General features: G+C 63.1%; 15 protein-coding genes. 12 read left to right on the top strand and 3 right to left on the bottom strand.

The window, feature by feature from the left end; all coding sequences use genetic code 11:
* Nucleotides 1-104: 104 nt before the first annotated feature.
* From V7Q53_RS00615 to V7Q53_RS00625, 3 genes are all read right to left on the bottom strand, one after another.
* Nucleotides 105-704 (bottom strand): hypothetical protein, encoded by a 600-nt coding sequence (locus tag V7Q53_RS00615; protein ID WP_333826418.1) that lies wholly within the window; start codon nt 702-704, stop codon nt 105-107.
* A 163-nt stretch (nt 705-867) separates the two neighbouring features.
* Nucleotides 868-1569 (bottom strand): RES family NAD+ phosphorylase, encoded by a 702-nt coding sequence (locus tag V7Q53_RS00620; RefSeq protein WP_333826419.1) that lies wholly within the window; start codon nt 1567-1569, stop codon nt 868-870.
* Nucleotides 1566-1955: an MbcA/ParS/Xre antitoxin family protein gene (locus tag V7Q53_RS00625; RefSeq protein WP_333826420.1), complete on the bottom strand. Its 390-nt coding sequence runs from the start codon at nt 1953-1955 to the stop codon at nt 1566-1568. The genes V7Q53_RS00620 and V7Q53_RS00625 overlap by 4 nt, the downstream gene beginning before the upstream one ends.
* 452 nt (nt 1956-2407) lie before the next feature.
* Between V7Q53_RS00625 and V7Q53_RS00630 the strand changes: the two genes are divergently transcribed.
* From V7Q53_RS00630 to V7Q53_RS00685, 12 genes are all read left to right on the top strand, one after another.
* Nucleotides 2408-3373 carry a PstS family phosphate ABC transporter substrate-binding protein gene (locus tag V7Q53_RS00630; RefSeq protein ID WP_333826421.1) on the top strand — a complete coding sequence of 322 codons (966 nt, stop codon included), beginning with the start codon at nt 2408-2410 and terminating at the stop codon, nt 3371-3373.
* A gap of 85 nt (nt 3374-3458) precedes the next feature.
* The gene (locus V7Q53_RS00635; RefSeq protein WP_333826422.1) at nt 3459-6092 is read left to right on the top strand and encodes a hypothetical protein; all 2634 of its coding nucleotides are present in this window, start codon (nt 3459-3461) and stop codon (nt 6090-6092) included.
* Nucleotides 6093-6108: 16 nt separating this feature from the next.
* Nucleotides 6109-7872 carry a phosphate ABC transporter permease PstA gene (pstA, locus tag V7Q53_RS00640; protein ID WP_333826423.1) on the top strand — a complete coding sequence of 588 codons (1764 nt, stop codon included), beginning with the start codon at nt 6109-6111 and terminating at the stop codon, nt 7870-7872.
* Between the two features lie 11 nt (nt 7873-7883).
* Nucleotides 7884-8699 (top strand): phosphate ABC transporter ATP-binding protein PstB, encoded by an 816-nt coding sequence (pstB, locus tag V7Q53_RS00645; RefSeq protein ID WP_333826424.1) that lies wholly within the window; start codon nt 7884-7886, stop codon nt 8697-8699.
* 369 nt (nt 8700-9068) lie between these two features.
* Nucleotides 9069-9260, top strand: coding sequence for a Thivi_2564 family membrane protein (locus tag V7Q53_RS00650; RefSeq protein WP_333826425.1), 192 nt, complete (start codon nt 9069-9071; stop codon nt 9258-9260).
* Nucleotides 9261-9279: 19 nt separating this feature from the next.
* Nucleotides 9280-10359 carry an ABC transporter permease gene (locus V7Q53_RS00655; protein ID WP_333826426.1) on the top strand — a complete coding sequence of 360 codons (1080 nt, stop codon included), beginning with the start codon at nt 9280-9282 and terminating at the stop codon, nt 10357-10359.
* Nucleotides 10359-11135, top strand: coding sequence for an ABC transporter ATP-binding protein (locus V7Q53_RS00660; protein ID WP_333826427.1), 777 nt, complete (start codon nt 10359-10361; stop codon nt 11133-11135). The genes V7Q53_RS00655 and V7Q53_RS00660 overlap by 1 nt, the downstream gene beginning before the upstream one ends.
* Nucleotides 11135-12040: an MlaD family protein gene (locus tag V7Q53_RS00665; protein ID WP_333826428.1), complete on the top strand. Its 906-nt coding sequence runs from the start codon at nt 11135-11137 to the stop codon at nt 12038-12040. Before V7Q53_RS00660 ends, V7Q53_RS00665 begins: the two co-directional genes overlap by 1 nt.
* 5 nt (nt 12041-12045) lie before the next feature.
* Nucleotides 12046-12672 (top strand): ABC-type transport auxiliary lipoprotein family protein, encoded by a 627-nt coding sequence (locus tag V7Q53_RS00670; RefSeq protein WP_333826429.1) that lies wholly within the window; start codon nt 12046-12048, stop codon nt 12670-12672.
* Nucleotides 12673-12921: 249 nt separating this feature from the next.
* Nucleotides 12922-14553, top strand: a complete 1632-nt coding sequence (locus V7Q53_RS00675) for an amidohydrolase (protein WP_333826430.1) — start codon at nt 12922-12924, stop codon at nt 14551-14553.
* Between the two features lie 4 nt (nt 14554-14557).
* The gene (locus V7Q53_RS00680; protein ID WP_333826431.1) at nt 14558-15706 is read left to right on the top strand and encodes a M20 family metallopeptidase; all 1149 of its coding nucleotides are present in this window, start codon (nt 14558-14560) and stop codon (nt 15704-15706) included.
* A 63-nt stretch (nt 15707-15769) separates the two neighbouring features.
* Nucleotides 15770-17359, top strand: coding sequence for an ABC transporter substrate-binding protein (locus tag V7Q53_RS00685; protein ID WP_333826432.1), 1590 nt, complete (start codon nt 15770-15772; stop codon nt 17357-17359).
* Nucleotides 17360-17413: the final 54 nt, after the last annotated feature.

Consider the following 17413-nt stretch of genomic DNA (forward strand, 5'->3'; position numbering starts at 1 on the left):
CACGGATGCGCGGCGTTGCACGGTGGCTGGAAAACGGATCATGGATAAGGCGATACCCGGAGCACCTGCGGTTTTGCTGTGCCCTGACATCGGCGCGCCGCCCCTCACATCGGTGCCGCCAGAGGCGACAGAATGCGCTGCGACGCCCCCTGCCGCGCCCCGCGCGCAGAAGGGAAAGCGACATGGCGGGCGTCAGCCGGGGCAAGCGCATCATCCGCGGAACCGGGCACGCAGTTGCGCATGACCATGTCCAGCGCGGTGACGCGCGCGGGCAGCGCCCGGTCCTCCACGGTCAGGCGGCGCATGGCCAGCACGCAGGTTGTTCCGGCGCCGCTTGTCCATTCTGCCCATGCCAGCGCCCCCGCCGAATCATCGCGCCCGCGCATCACGCTCAGATCGTCTTCGGTGAAGGGCAGCGGCAGCCCATCGATCCCTGAAAGCGCCTCTTCCAGCCGCATGCCCGGCGGATTGGGCGTGGAGACGGTATGCAGATAGATGAAATTGTCGCCCGCAAGGCTGGTGCGGTTGGGCAGCGCCAGTTTCTGCTCGGTCCGGCCACGAACCTGCCGCTCCATGACAAGGATCAGGCCAGGCGGGCTGATCCAGGCATGATCACTGCTTCGGGTTACCCAGTCAGTGGGGGCCGCGCCCGTCAGACCGGGGACGAAGAACACCCCGTCCGAACATGCACTCAGTGCGAGCATGCTGCCCGCCAGCATGAACCCTGCAAACAGTCGGCGGGATACTGGCAGATTTAACACATTCTCAGACACAAAGCACCTCGGTTGAAGGATCGAATCGGGCAAGCATAGGAGACGTTTGTGTTTTTTTCATTGCTTTTGTTGGAAAAGCGGGGGTGCACAGCCGTCAGTTGATTGCATAAACCGCATAGTCTGGCGTTCCGTTCCACACCAGATCCCATGACGCGCCCGGGCGCACATTCTGAATCGCATTGGGTTCAAAACACACCAGACAATTCCCGCCCTCACCCGGTGCCCTGACCGAGGGGTAGATTAGCCCCCGCGAGCCCTCACGCCTGAGCCGCTCAGCAAGGCTCTGACCCTCAGGATACCCCACCGCCGGATCAGGGTTGAGCGCCACATGCGCAGGCTCATCCGTGATATCGTCGAAGACACCGATGAAATCGGCAAGAAGTTCCACATAGCGCGCGCTGTCATTGAAGGTGCCGGTGAACCCAAGCTCCCGCGTTCGGTGCCAGGCCACTTCCGCGACCGAAACCATGGTGCTCCAGGCGCAATACCACGCGCCGCGCTCATCGGTGTTGAACCGGTTGCCGCCCGCCCGGGTATAGGTGAAAGCCGCGTTGACATGCGTGTCGCCATAAATCCGCAGATCGCGGTGGCGCCGGTGCCATGCCAGTTCACGCGGGTCCAGATGCGGACTGCGGCCCCGTTCGGCAAGCAGCCGGGCGCTGGTCATCCCTTCGATTTCGGCAAGGATGTCCAGTTCATCATCGCTGTCCACCAAACCGCGCAGCGAGGGTGGTTTATGGTAGGTGGCGGGCAACAGACGAACCAGACCGCGATCCGAAATCTCGGTCTGCTTCATGCTCCGCCCCGGAGCGCATCCAGATAGTTCCGGATCGCAAGGATCTGCGGCAGGCCGCCGTCAATTGCCGTGTCGATGGGCCGGGCACCACTGAAAAGCGGGCCGGTATTGGGCCGGGTGAACCATGTTCGGGAAAGCGGGTCAGAGAAATACAGATCCAGCGATTTGTAGATGCCGATCACCGCACTGAGGCGCAGCAGCTGGTCCTTGGTGAGTTCACCGGAGAAACCCGGCTTCTTCGCCCGCTTCCAGGTGCTTTCAGACATATCGGCCAGCGCGGCGGCCTCTTTCTGGGAAAGAGACCAGAGTTCCACCACACGCGCATAGGCTTTCAACGCGACGGCGTTGAAAGCAGCGGGCTCCCGGGTTTTAACAGCAATCTGCATCTTGTTCTCCTGCGACCGTTATATAGTCCATATGAACTGACAGTAAAGATCATATGAACCAATCGAGCATCAGGGGACACTTTATTTGCCCCGCACCCGTTTAAGGGACGCGGCGGGCGATCCGCGCTGAACGCCGACGTTGCAGCCTGCGTGAAAGCGCGGCGACAACGGCTTTGCCCTAGCCGACCCCGGCGATTCGCTCTGCCGGAATCACGCCAGATCCGGGCAGCGCCTGCGCGCGCCCGGCCCGGCAGCACCCGGCGTTTTCGCCTCCGACCAGACACGCAAGGGCGCCGCGCGCCTTCCTCAGGGGGGTTGCGGCAGCCTGACAGGCATGGCTCCGGCCTCTGTCACACAACTGTCATGCAAACTTGGCAGAAGCGTCACATAGCGCCGCTATTCAGCAGGTGCAGCCCGGTTCTGTCCGGGCGCTGCCAACAAATGGAGTTCCCATGAAACGCACTGCAGCTCTGCTGTCGTTTGCCACGCTCGCGCTGGCGACCACAGCCAATGCGCAGGCGGTTGACCCCGCTCTGCCTACCTATACCGCCGCCTCGGGCGTCTCGGGCAACCTGGTGTCGATCGGCTCGGACACGCTGAACAACCTGATGACCTACTGGTCGGAAGGCTTCCGCTCGTTCTACCCGAACGTTGCGATCCAGATCCAGGGTGCCGGTTCAGGCACCGCCCCCCCCGCCATGGTCGAAGGCACCGCCCAGTTCGGTCCGATGTCGCGCCCGATGCGCGGTTCGGAAATCGAGCAGTTCGAAGCCCGCTACGGCTACCCCCCGCTGCCGATCCGTGGCGCCATCGACGCGCTGGGTGTCTTCGTGCACCGCGACAACCCGCTTGAGTGCCTGAGCCTGCAGGAAGTTGACGCGATCTTCTCGTCGACCCGCGCTGGCGGCGCCGACGCAGCCATCACCACCTGGGGCCAGGTTGGCCTGACCGGCGAATGGGCTGACCGTCCGATCGCCATGTATGGCCGCAACTCGGCTTCGGGCACCTATGGCTACTTCAAGGACGTGGCGCTGTTCGGCGGCGACTACAGCCCCGAAGTGCGCGAGCAGCCCGGCTCCTCGACCGTGATTCAGGGCGTTGCCGCTGACGTTGGTGGCATCGGCTACTCGGGCGTGGGCTACGGCACTGCTGACGTGCGTGCTGTCTCCATCCGCGGTGAAGACGGTGAGTGCTATGAGCCCTCCGGCATCAACGCCGCCTCGGGCGACTATGCCATCGCACGCTTCCTCTACATCTACGTCAACTACAATCCGAACGAAGCGCTGGAGCCGGTTCGCGCCGAGTTCATCCGCTACGTCTACAGCCAGGAAGGCCAGTCAGACGTTGTGCGCGCGGGCTTCTTCCCGCTGGTTTCGGCAATCGCCGATCAGGATCTGGCCGCCTTCGGCCTGAACTGATCCAGACATCCTGCGGGGGCCGGATTGTTCCGGCCCCCGCAGACGTTGTTGCCGACTTTTTCGCCCCCAATCGTGCGAGAGCATCATGACCGATACCGCCCAAGTTCCCGCAGGTGACAGCAACGAGGCGCGCACCGAGCGCCGCCGCGTGCGCAGCATGGACACCCGACGCAGCGTTATCTGGGGCGAGAGGATTGCAAGCAGCGTGATCACCGTCGGCGGGCTGATGGTGATTGTCGCGGTTCTGGGGATCATGGTGTTCCTTGTCCGCGTGGTCATGCCGCTCATGTCTTCAGGGCAGCTGCTGGGTCAGGTGGCCTACACCGCACCCGTCAACGGGCAGGTGATGTGGGTCAATGGCGACGAATTTCAGACACTGGGCATAAGCGTTGACGATGGGGGCGAAGCCCTTGTCTTTCACATTCCGACCGGCGCCGAGATTTCCCGGACCAATCTGGAATTCAGTGCACCCGCCACGGCGGTATCCGGCACCATCGGTCGTGACCGCGTGGCAATCGGCTTTGAAGACGGCACTGTCCGCTTTGCAGAGCTTCGGGTTCTTTCGACCGCGACAACGACAGAGCGGCTGCCCGGCGGACTGCAACCCTTGAACGCGCGTGATCAGACCTCGGGCGGGCAGGTGTTTACCCGGGTTCAGACCGGCGATTTCCGCACGTTGACGCCCGAAATCCTGATCGGCGAAGAGCAGCAGATATCCGAACTTCCCATCGTGGCCCTCGATTACCGCACCGGCGGCACGGTCGAACGCCCGACCATCTCGTTCGCCACGATCGACGCCGACAATGTGGTCCGTGTCAGCCGCTCGCGCATCCAGCGCAACATGATGACCGGCGAAGAGACGGTCAGAACCAGCACGGTGGATCTGCCTTCCCTGCCGCTGGCAGACGGCGTTTCGGCCACGCAGGTGCTGCTGTCCGGCTCTGCCGACAGGGCCATTGTGGCCACCACCGATGGCCGCCTGCACCGCTATGACCTGCGCAATATCGACGCGCCGGTGCTGGCCGAATCCCTGCGCGCCACCGCCGATGGGGTTGCCGTGACCGCGCTGTCCTTCCTTGGCGGCGAGTTGTCGCTGGTTGTCGGCGGCGCCGACGGCTCGCTGAACGTGTGGTTCCGCATCCAGCGCATCGGCGCGCGCGGCACCGACGGGTTTGAGCTGGTTCAGGCGCGCACCCACACCGCGATGCCCGCAGCGGTCGTCGATCTGAGCGAGGCACAACGCGACAAGTCTTTCGCCGCAACCGATGCGGATGGCAATGTCTGGCTGGTTCATTCGACCTCGGATCAGGTGCTGTTCGAATTCGAGCGATCAGGCGATGCCACCGCACACGCACAGGCAATGATGTTTCCGCGCGGCGATGGTATTCTGCTGATGTCAGAGACCGGCGCGGTTGAAGCCTGGCAGTTCCGAGCCCATCATGCCGAAGTGACGCTGCGGGTGCTCTTTGGCCGCATCTGGTATGAAGGGTACGGCGAACCTGAATTCATCTGGCAGTCCACCGCCGGGACCGACCTTGCTGAACCCAAGTATTCGCTGATCCCGCTGATCTTCGGCACCACCAAGGCCGCGTTCTACGCCATGCTGTTCGCAGCCCCCATCGCGCTGATGGCGGCGATCTATACCTCGGAATTCGTGGATCGGCGGGTGCGGGCAACCGTCAAGCCAATGATGGAGATGATGGAAAGCCTGCCCACCGTGGTTCTGGGCTTTGTCGCCGCGCTGGTTCTGGCGCCGCTGGTCGAGGAATGGATCGGAGCGGTGCTGCTGGGCATGTTCGCGCTGCCGACCGGGCTGATGCTGGGGGCGTTCCTGTGGCAGATGCTGCCGGTTCGGTTGGCGCTGAAATATGACGGCTTTCCCAAGTTCATCCTCATGGCGGTGATGATCATTGTCGCTGCGGGCGCGGCCTATGTCCTTGGCCCGCTGTTTGAACGGGTGCTGTTCTACGGCGATTTCAAGCGCTGGACGACGGGGCAGACCGGCACGGGCACACCCTTCATGTTCCTGATCCTGCTTCCGGTTTGCTATCTGGTGGTGGGCTGGCTGTTCCGCCGCACGCTGGGCCACCACTGGCGCGCGCTGGTCGGCGACCGTGACCGCGCTGTGGCGGGGCGGCTGGATATCCTGCGCTGGCTGGCCATGCTGGTTGCGGCAATGCTGCTGTCCTATGCGATTGCAGCCCTGCTGACGCTGGTGGGCTATGACCCGCGCGGCGGCTTCGTGGACAGCTATCAGCAAAGGAACGCGCTGGTTGTGGGTTTCGTGATGGCTTTCGCGGTGATCCCCAACATCTACACGCTGGCCGAAGACGCGCTCAACGCGGTGCCCAGCCATCTGCGCGCCGCGTCACTGGCCTGCGGGGCCACGCCCTGGCAGACGGCAATGTGGGTGGTTCTGCCCACCGCAGCCTCGGGCGTGTTCTCGGCGGTGATGATGGGGCTGGGGCGCGCGGTCGGCGAAACGATGATCGTGGTGATGGCGGCGGGCAACACACCGATCATGGAGTGGAACATCTTTTCAGGCCTGCGCACGCTCAGCGCGAACATCGCCATCGAACTGCCAGAGGCGGTGAAAGACGGCACCAACTACCGCGTGTTGTTCCTTGCGGCGCTGACGCTCTTCATCATGACCTTTGTCATCAACACCTTTGCCGAACTGATCCGGCAGCGCTTCCGCAAGCGCGCCTTCCAGCTCTGAACCAGGGACCGGACATATGACCGCTTCGAACGAACACGACATTCCTGCCTCGGGCGCTGGCGGGGCGGCGGCTGTCGCAGCCAAAGACGCCGTGCGCGGCCGCCGGGTGCGCCGCTTCTCCGCCGATCTTTCGGCGGTGGGCGAACCCGCGCTCTGGGGGTTTGGCGGTGCGCTGGCGCTGGGGATCATCCTGATCGCGGGGTTTCTGTTCCTGATTGCCTGGAACGGTTTCGGCACCTTCTGGCCGAAGCCCATCGCACAGGTGGAGCTGCGCGACGGCTCTGTCATCGCCGGGGTGGCCACGCGCGGCGGGCCTTACCGGGTGGGTGAAGACATTCTGGTGCAGCTGGATGACCAGCAGCGCGAGGAAATCACCGCAAGTAACGGCATCGCTGGTCGGACGCTCTACAAAACCGCCAATTATGACGTTTATGGCGATGACTTCCGCTGGGTATCCGATTTCGAGGTGACGCAGGTCACCACGCCTGCGGATTACTATTACTTCGAGCGTCAGGTCTGGGGTGTTTTCATCGGCCGCATTGCCGGGCTGGTGGTGAACGGGCAGGAGCAGGCGCTGGATACTTCGGTGCTTGCGCGCGAACACGGTGTCGCCCGGCAGCGCTTCGCCCAGATCCGGCGGCTTGAGCAATCGGAAATCGGTGGCGTCAACTACCGGATCGAGCGTGAGCGGCTGGCGCAGCGTCGCGCCCTTCAGCGGTTCGGCGAGGGCAGCCAGCAGGCGCGCGATGCCGTGGCGGCAAGCCAGGTACGCATTGACGCGCTTCAGGCCGAATTCGCGGCGCTTCAGGCGCAGGTCAACGAAATCCGCACCGTCGACCGGCAGACCCGCATTCAGATGGAAGAGGTCGGCGGGCGCGTTGTCGAAGTGGAGCTCAGCCAGATCGTGCGGCTGTTCCCCGCCAACCAGCTGAGCTTTGCCGACAAGGTCGGCATCTACTTCAGCCGCTGGTGGGAATTCATCTCGACCGAGCCGCGTGAGGCAAACACCCAGGGCGGCGTTCTGCCCGCCATCTTCGGCACCGTCGCCATGACCCTGCTGATGGTAATCATCGTCGCGCCCTTCGGTGTGATCACGGCGCTTTACCTGCGCGAATACGCCAAACAGGGCCGCATCACCTCGCTCGTGCGGATCTCGGTGAACAACCTCGCCGGGGTGCCGTCCATCGTCTATGGTGTGTTCGGTCTGGGCTTCTTCGCCTATACAATGGGCGGAACAATCGACCAGCTCTTCTATTCCGAGAACCTGCCGAACCCCACCTTCGGCAAGGGCGGCATCCTCTGGGCCTCGCTGACGCTGGCGCTGCTGACCGTGCCGGTGGTGATTGTGGCCACCGAAGAGGCCCTGTCAGCCGTGCCCCGCTCGATGCGCGAAGGCTCGCTGGCCTGCGGGGCCTCCAAATGGCAGACCATCCGCTATGTGGTGCTGCCCAAGGCCATGCCGGGCATCATGACCGGGATGATCCTGGCCATGGCGCGCGGCGCGGGCGAGGTGGCGCCCTTGATGCTGGTGGGTGTGGTCAAGCTGGCCCCGGCGCTGCCGATCGACGGCTTCTACCCCTTCGTCCACCTTGACCGCAGCTTCATGCACCTCGGCTTCCACATCTTTGATGTCGGCTTCCAGTCGCGCAACTCCGAGGCTGGCAAGCCCATGGTTTTCGTGACCACGCTGCTGCTGCTGTTCCTGATCGTCGCCATGAATGCCGGTGCGATCATCGTCCGCAACCGCCTGAAGCGTCGCTACGCTGGCGGCCAATTCTGAGGACCAGACCCATGAATGCCATCACCGAAACGGCCTATGAGCCGACTGCCTATCACCACCTCGTCAGCGATGAAGGTGCGGCACTGGACATCCGCAACTTCAATCTGTGGTATGGCGAGAAGCAGGCGCTTTTTGACAATACCCTGCCCATTCAGAAAGGGATGGTCACCGCGCTGATCGGCCCGTCGGGCTGCGGCAAGTCAACGCTGCTGCGCTGTCTGAACCGCATGAACGATCTGGTGGATGATCTGCGCATCGACGGCCAGATCATGGCCGGGGATTTCGACATCTACGGCAAGGGCGTCGATGTGATCGCGCTGCGCAAGCGGATGGGCATGGTGTTCCAGAAGCCAAACCCCTTTGCGATGTCGATCTATGACAACATCATCTATCCGCTGCGGGTTGATGGGGTCAGCAAGAAATCCATCCTCGATGAAACGGTTGAGCGCAGCCTGCGTTCCGCCGCGCTCTGGGATGAGGTGAAGGACCGGCTGCAGGATTCCGCTCTGGGCCTTTCGGGTGGTCAGCAACAGCGCCTGTGCATCGCGCGCGGCATCGCCTCTGACCCCGAAGTGCTGCTGATGGATGAGCCCTGCTCGGCGCTGGACCCGATCGCGACTGCCAAGATCGAAGACCTGATCACCCAGCTTTCGGGCACCTACACAATTGTGATCGTGACCCATTCGATGAGCCAGGCGCAGCGGGTCTCGCATAACACCGCCTTCATGTATCTGGGGCGGCTGATCGAATACGGCGCGACCGAGACCCTGTTCATCAACCCGCAGCGCGAGCGTACCAGTGACTATGTCACCGGCCGCTTTGGCTGATCCGGTTTCTGCAGGACACCACCGCCGGATATGCCGCACAGTGCACCGGCACTGACAACGGATCAGACCCGGGCCCTCAGGGCCTGGGTTTTTTGCTCAGCCCACCGGGGTGCCTGTGACCATATTGCAGGCAGTGAACAAAGCACGAAATTCCTTGCCGGCATTCTGCAAGCCTGCACCCGGCGGGGCGCGCTTGCCACACTGGCACATTCCGCTACATCAGTGAGAGCGAAGCGCGGCAAGCCTATGGTAAAGGGTGTGTCAGATTGTGCGAATCGTGCCGCCTGCCGGGGGTTTGCCGCAGTCTGGCACCGTAGTGTTAAGGCGGCAATAATGCTGACTTATATTGAATGAACAAGGATTCCTGCCATGCCGTTGCTTAATCTTATCGTAACGCTGATCGTTGTCGGTGTCCTGCTCTGGCTTGTGAACAATTACATTCCGATGGACAGGAAGATCAAATCCATCCTGAATATCGTCGTCGTCATCGCTGTCATCCTCTGGATTCTGAACGGCACGGGCGTTTTGGGGGGGTTGAGCACGGTCCGGGTTGGTGGCTGAGACGCGCGCATCTGCCAGCGTGACAACCGCCCTGACCGGGCCTGTCACGCTGGCAAACCTGCCGCAGAACCGGGCGATCCTTGAAGGGTCGGCCCGGACTGAGGTGATTGACCTGTCCGGCATCACCGCGCTTGATACGGCGGGAGCATGGCTGATTGCCTCGTTTCTGGCGGGGAACAAGGCCCAGGGCCGCAGCGTCACAATCACCGGCGCGAATGCCGCACAGACCCAGCTTCTGGAAACCGTGACCGAGGCGATGTCACTGGCGCGCAAGGAAAAAAAGCGCGCTGTGCATCACCGCGCGGGCGATACGCTGTCACAGGTCGGCGAAGGGGTGACCGGGTTCGCCCTTGGTATCGCAGGCAGTCTGGGCTTTCTGGGCCTGGTTATGGCCCGGCTGGGCCGCACTGTCGTGCAGCCCTGGCGCCTGCGGCTGACCGCGCTTGTCCACCATATGCAACACGCGGGGCTGAATGCCGTGCCGATTGTCGCGCTGATGGGGTTTCTGATCGGCATCGTGCTGGCGTTTCAGGGCGCATCGCAGCTCAGGCAATTCGGTGCCGAGGTCTTTGTCGTTGACCTGATCGCCATCTCGATTCTGCGTGAACTGGGCATCCTGCTGACCGCAATCATTGTTGCCGGGCGCTCAGCCTCGGCCTTCACTGCGGCCATCGGTTCGATGAAGATGCGTGAAGAAATCGACGCGATGCGCGTTCTTGGTCTTGATCCGATTGAACTTCTCGTGCTCCCGCGCGTTCTTTCACTGGTGATCCTTTTGCCGGTGCTGGGCTTTGTCGCCAGTATGGCGGGTCTCGTCGGTGGCGGGCTGATGGCTTGGGTGGAGCTTGGCATTTCGCCCGGCATGTTCCGCACTCAGCTTCTGAGCAATACCGATGTGTCCCACCTGCTGGTCGGCCTGTCCAAAGCGCCGTTTTTTGCGCTGATCATCGGGGTTGTGGGGTGCCATCAGGGTATGCAGGTCAAGGGCAATACGGAATCTCTGGGCAGCCGGACATCGCGCTCGGTTGTGGTGGCCATTTTCCTGGTGATTGTGGTGGATGCACTGTTTTCGATCTTCTTCGCGCTATGGGGGGTGTAATGGGCAACGAACCGATCATCACCGTACGCAACCTTGTCAACCGCTTTGGCAAGACGGTCGTCCATGACGGGCTGGACCTTGATGTGATGCGCGGCGAAGTGCTGGGCATCGTCGGCGGGTCAGGCACCGGGAAATCCGTGCTTCTGCGCACCATCGTCGGCCTGCAAAAGCCCAACGCGGGGCAGATCACGGTTCTGGGCACCGATATTCTCGCAGCCAAGGGGGAAAGCCGGAATTCTGTGGAAAACCGCTGGGGCGTGATGTTTCAGGATGGTGCGCTGTTCTCATCGCTCACGGTGCGCGAGAATATCGAGGCGCCGATGCGCGAAAGGCTTGGGATGGACGCAAAGACCCGCGTGGCGCTGGCCAATCTGCGCATTGCGATGGTGGGGTTGCCGCAGACCGCAGGCGACCTTTTCCCGTCCGAGCTTTCCGGCGGGATGCGCAAACGCGCCGGGCTGGCCCGCGCCCTGTCGCTGGACCCTGAGATCGTGTTTCTGGATGAACCCACAGCAGGACTGGACCCTATCGGCGCCTCAGACTTCGACGCGCTGATCGTCGCGCTGCAAAAGGCGCTGGGGCTGACAGTCTTCATGGTGACCCATGACCTGGATACGCTTCATGCCACCTGTGACCGGATCGCGGTTCTGGCTGAAAAGAAGGTGCTGGTCACCGGAACCATGGCCGACATGCTTGAAGTTGACCATCCTTGGGTTCATGCCTATTTCCACGGGCCACGCGCGCATGCCGCCCTTCAGGCACAGGGAGCCAACTGATGGAAACGCGCGCAAGTTACATCCTTGTCGGGGTTTTCACCCTTCTCAGTATTCTGGCAGGCCTTGGCTTCACGCTCTGGCTTGCCAAGGTTCAGCTTGACCGGACCTATTCGCAGTATGACATCCTCTTTGAGTCCGTGGCGGGGCTGGGGCAGGCCAGCGCCGTGCGCTATAACGGCGTCGATGTGGGGCAGGTACTGACCATCGCGCTGGATGATGAGAACCCGTCGCTGGTGCGGGTGCGTATCGAGATTGATGCAACCACCCCCGTTCGCACCGACACCACCGCGACCCTTTCGTCGCAGGGGGTGACCGGCGTTTCCTTTGTTGCGCTGGAGGGGGGCAGCGCCGAGTCCGCGCGCCTTGTCGCCGATCCGTCGGAAGATGTGCCGGTGATTACCTCGCGGCCTTCGCTTGTTCAGGGGCTGATGACCGACGCGCCGGACCTGCTGGCCGAAGCCATCTCGCTCATGCGCGATATCCGGGATTTCACCACCCCCGCGAACAGTGCCGCGATTGCTTCTATCCTGTCGAATGTGGAAAGCGCCACCTCGCGGATTGACACGATGGCGCAGCGCATCGATTCCATCGTCATCACGGCTGAGGCGACACTGCAGCGCGCCGAGACAGCGATGGCAGAGGCGCAGACCACCTTCGCGGGCGTCAACAACATTATCGAGTCCGATATCCCCGGAATCATGGCGCGGCTTGGCACCGCGATCGACGATCTGGGGCGCACGGCCTCGGGCCTGGAAGATTTCTCGCGCACCGGGCTGCCACAGTTCAGCGCCCTCGCCAGCGAGGCACGGGCGCTGGTGGTGAATATCGGCACATTGGCCAACCGGATCGGCAGCGATCCCGGCCGCTTTCTTCTGGGCAACCAGACACCTGATTACAGGAGATAACGCATATGAAACAAATCCGCGCCGCGATGCTTCCGCTGATGCTGCTGCTTCTGTCTGGTTGCAGCGCATTGAGCGCCCTTTCAGAGGCCAGCGCCCAGCTCGATGCCTATACGCTGTCGCCGGTGACCAGCGCCACGGCCCCGGCATCGGGTAGCCGCCATCTGGTGGTCGAACTGCCGACCTCGGCGGGTGCACTGTCAACCGACCGCATTCTGATCAAGCCCATTCCGTTTCAGGCGCAATACCTGCCGGATGGCCGCTGGTCGGAACCGGCGCCCGCGCTGGTGCAGACATTGCTGGTTTCCTCGTTCCAGAATCTGGGCGGTTTCAGGCTGGTTGGCCGGACGGGTGCGGGCCTGATGCCTGACTTCACCCTGATGACCGAACTGCAGGACTTTCACGCTCAGCCCGTGGACCCCGCAAACCCCAGAGCCGCACCAATGACCGTGCGCGTCAGCCTGATGATGACCCTGATCCGCGAAAACGACCGCCATATTATTGCCTCGCGCCGGTTCACGGCCTCGGCAATTGCCGCCTCGGACGACACCTTCGCCCTTGTCGCCGGGTTCGACAGCGCGATGCAGATGGTCCTGCAAGAGGCCGTGGGCTGGACCCGGGCACAGGCGCGGTGACGCATCATTCCAAAGGCTGAGATCGTTGCCCGCTGACGCCTGGAGGCCACGCATCCCGATGCGTGGCCATTTTGCTGCGCCACACATCAATGCTGCCCGGGATGCCTGAAGAACAGGCAATCAGCGCCGCGTGATAAGTCCAGTCAGAAACAAGCTGTAATGCCAATTCAGAATGACGCTTGATTTGCCTGACAACGCTCCAAATACTGCCCGCTATCAGACTTCGTCAATCGGGGAAGGAAACGGGCAATGGAGAAAACGGTTGTTTTCCGGGCGCGCAAGATCATTACCATGGATCACAACCGACCGCATGCCACGCATGTCATGGTGCGCGGTGGCCGGATCTTGGCGGTGGGTGATGCGGATATTGCGACGCTTTGGGGCGGCGCGCCGGTCGATGATCGCTACGCCGACAAGGTGCTGATGCCCGGCCTTATCGAGGCGCATGCCCATGTCAGCGCGGGCGGAATTTTCCGGTTCTCGTACTGCGGCCATTACGCCCGGCTGGACCCCGATGGCCGCAACTGGCCCGGCGCAACCACCGCCGATGCGATTGTGGAACGCCTGCGCGAAGTTGCCGTGCGCACCGAGAAGGGCAAGCCGGTCGTGGGTTTCGGCTTTGACCCCACCCGCATCAGCGCAACCATCGACCGCGATGTGCTTGACCGCGTATCGCAAGAGCATCCGGTGCTGCTGATCCATTCCAGCATGCATGTGCTTGTCACCAATACCGCCGGGCTGAAGGTGGTGGGGATGGAGCAGGGCTCGAATGTGCCGGGCGTGGTGAGCGACAGGAACGGGCGCGCCACCGGCGAGCTTCAGGAATTCGCCGCCATGGGCCCCTTGATGGCGCATGCCAATGTCACCTTCCGCGCGCTGGGGGATGAGGCCGGATTGCGCGCCTATGCCGATCTGTCGCGCCGGGTGGGGGTAACGACCGTCACCGACATGTATGCCGAGCTGGAGGATGAAGAGGTCACGCGCCAGCTGCGTATCACCGGCGAAGACAGCTTTCCGATCCGCTATGTGCCCGCCATGAATGCCATGCGCAAAGATCCGGTGCTGGAGGCCGAGCGCGCACTGGACCTGCGAGCCATGTCCACCGACAAGCTGCATCTGGGCCGGGCAAAGCTGTTCACCGACGGCTCCATTCAGGGCTGGACGGCCAAACTGAACGCGCCAGGCTACTACACCGGCACCGATCACGGCATCTGGAACATGCCGGTCGATGATTTCAGGAACGCGGTCAAGGTTTTGCACCGTGCCGGGGTCAAGATGCACATCCACACCAACGGCGATGCGGCGTCAGAGCTGGCCTGCGATGCGGTGGCCGGGGCGCTGCTGGGCGCGGGCAACGCCGATCTGCGCCATACGCTGGAGCATGTGCAACTCGCCGATCGCGCCCAGTTCGAGCGGATGCGCAAACTGGGCCTGACTGTCAATCTGTTCGGCAACCATCTCTATTACTTCGGCGATGCGCATTGGGAAAAGACCGTGGGGCCTGACCGCGCCGCACGGATGAATGCCTGTCGCGATGCGGCGGCGGTCTGGGGCGGCAATTTCGCCATTCATTCGGATGCTCCGGTCACACCCATGTCGCCGCTGTTCACCGCCTGGTGCGCGGTCAACCGCAAGACCGAAAGCGGGCGCGTGCTGGGCGATACGCAGCAGCTCAGCGTTGAACAGGCCATGTACTGCATCACCATGGGCGCGGCGCATGTGCTGAAGCTTGACCATGAAATCGGCTCGATCAGTTGCGGCAAGCGGGCGGATTTCTGTGTGCTTGAGGATGACCCGCTTGCCGCTGCGCCGGGCGCACTGAAGGATCTGCGCATTGCCGGAACCGTGCTTGGCGGGGTCCATTTCCCGCTGGACGGATAGGCCGGTGAGCGCCGGTTCGATGGCCTCGCTCGATGCGTCTGCCATTGGCGATGAAATCGGGCGCTGGGTCTCGGTTGAAAGCCCTTCGGCTGATGCCGAGGCGGTCAACCGCATGGTCGATCTGGCCGAAGACCGGCTGCGCGCCATGGGAGCCAGTATCGAGCGCCAGGTGGGGCAGCAGGGCTGCGGTGACATCCTGACCGGCCGGATTGCCGGGCAGTCAGAGGGGCCGGGCATTCTGATGCTGGGCCATCTGGACACCGTGCATCCGCTGGGCACGCTGCAAGGTGCCCTTCCGCTGCGGCGGGACGGAGACCGGCTCTATGGCCCAGGCGCCTATGACATGAAGGGCGGCAATGTGCTGGGCTTTGCCGCGCTGGCGCATCTGCACGCGCAGGGGCGGCGGCCCCGCCTGCCGGTGACGGTGATGATGATCCCTGATGAAGAGCTGGGCAGCCCCACCTCGCGCCCCGCAATCGAAGCCGAGGCGGCGCGCGCCGCCTGCGCGCTGGTGCTGGAGCCCTCGGGCGGGGGCGGTGCGCTGACGGTCGCGCGCCACGGCATGGTGCGTTATCATCTGCGCGTTGAAGGGGTATCGGCGCATGCCGGTGCCGAGCATGAAAAGGGCGTGAGCGCGATCCGTGAGATGGCGCATCAGGTGCTGGCCATCGAGGCGCTGAGCGATAACGCGCGCGATTTTACCGTCAATGTCGGTCTGATCCGTGGCGGAATTTATGAAAACCGGGTGCCCGATCTGTGCGAAGCGACGGTCTATGCCCGCGTGCCCGGCCCCGCCGAGGCTGATGAATTGCGCGCCGCGCTGGACGCGCTGAAACCGCATCACCCCAAGGCCCGCATCACGCTTACTCCGGGCCTCTACCGCCCGCCCTATGAAAAGACCCCGCAGATTCAGGCGCTGTATGAGCTGGCCTGCGCCTGCGCCGATGAACTGGGCATCGCGCTGAATGGCGCGCGGGTGGCCGGTGGCGGCTCGGACGGGAACTTTACCGCCGCTGCGGGCCTGCCCACGCTGGACGGGCTGGGCGTGATCGGCGGCGGGCCGCACACGCATGAAGAATACGCGCTGATCTCGTCACTGGCACCGCGCGCACGGCTGCTGGTGGCCCTGCTGGAAAGAATCGGCGCAAGCTGAACAAGAGATGCCCGGCAAACCGGGTGCAAGAAAACTGTACGACACAGAAACAGGGAGACGACCATGAAACTGACACGACGTATTCTGTTCGGTGCTGTGGCTTCGGTCATGGCGCTGGGGTTGGCGCCGGGCATGCCCTCCGCCGAGCCCCGCCAAGGGGGCGAACTGGTCATCATCTCGACCCAGGCGCCGCGCCACCTGAACCCGGCGGTACAATCGGGCATTGCGACCGGTCTGCCGGGTACGCAGATCTTTGCCTCGCTCCTGCGCTATGACGATGAATGGAACCCGCATCCCTATCTGGCCGAAAGCTGGGAATGGTCTGATGACGGGCTCAGCCTGACGGTCAATCTGGTTCAGAATGCCGTTTTCCATGACGGAGAGCCGATCACCTCGTCCGACGTGGCCTTCTCGATCATGACGATCAAGGCCAACCACCCGTTCCAGACCATGTTCGCCCCGGTCGAAGCGGTGGAAACCCCCGATGAACACACCGCCATCTTCCGCCTCAGCCAGCCGCATCCGGCATTGTTGCTGGCGCTGAGTTCGGCGCTGTCGCCGATCATCCCCGAGCATGTCTATGGCGACGGGCAGGATGTGGCCAACCACCCCGCCAATAACGAGCCCGTTGGCTCTGGTCCGTTCCGGCTGGTGGAGTTCCGGGCGGGTGAGCAGATCACGCTGGAGCGGTTCGATGATTTCTTCATCGAAGGGCGCCCCTATCTTGACCGCATTGTCATCCGCATTGTGCGCGACCCCTCCACACTGGTGCTGGCGATGGAAGCGGGCGAGGCCGACATGCTACCCTTCTTCACTGAAAGCCAGGGTATCCGCCGGCTGCAGGGCGTGTCAGGGCTGGAATACACCACCCGCGGCTATGAGGGGATCGGCGCGCTGAACTGGCTGGCCTTCAACACCCGCCGCGCGCCGCTTGACGATGTGCGCGTGCGTCAGGCGATCGCCTATGCCGTGGACCGTGATTTCATCATCAACGCCCTGCATCGCGGCACTTCTTCGCCGCAGCGAGGGCCGATCATCGAATCCTCGCCTTTCTTCAACCCCGATATCGAAGCCTATGATCTGGATGTCGACCGCGCCAATGCCCTGCTGGACGAGGCCGGGCATGCACCGGGCGCCAATGGCAACCGCTTCTCGCTGACCATCGACTACATTCCCGGCTCTGCCGAGCAGCAGCAGAACGTGGCCGAATACATCCGCTCGCAGCTTCGCCGCGTCGGGATTGATGTGGAAGTACGCGCCGCGCCTGACTTTCCCACCTGGGCCGGCCGGATTGCGGGCGGCGAATTCGACATGACCATGGATCTGGTATTCAACTGGGGCGATCCGGTGATCGGGGTGCACCGCACCTATCTGTCGTCGAACATCCGCCCGGTGATCTGGTCGAACACGCAGGGCTATGCCAACGAGCGTGTCGACGCGTTGCTGGCCGAAGCGGCGGTTGAAGCGGATACCGAGCGCCGCACGGCGCTTTATGCCGAGTTTCAGGAAATCATCGCCGAGGAAGTGCCGATCTACTTCCTCAACGTGCTGCCCTACCACACCTTCCATGATGACCGGCTGACCAATATCCCGGTCTCCATCTGGGGCACGATGCAGTCGATGGACGAGGTCTACTGGACCGAAGACCGCTAAGCTAAACGCAGCGCGCGCCGGGGCTGAACCCGGCGCGCACCACGCAAGCCAGCA

Source organism: Pararhodobacter sp., assembly GCF_036802785.1.
In the GTDB taxonomy this organism is placed as follows: domain Bacteria; phylum Pseudomonadota; class Alphaproteobacteria; order Rhodobacterales; family Rhodobacteraceae; genus Pararhodobacter.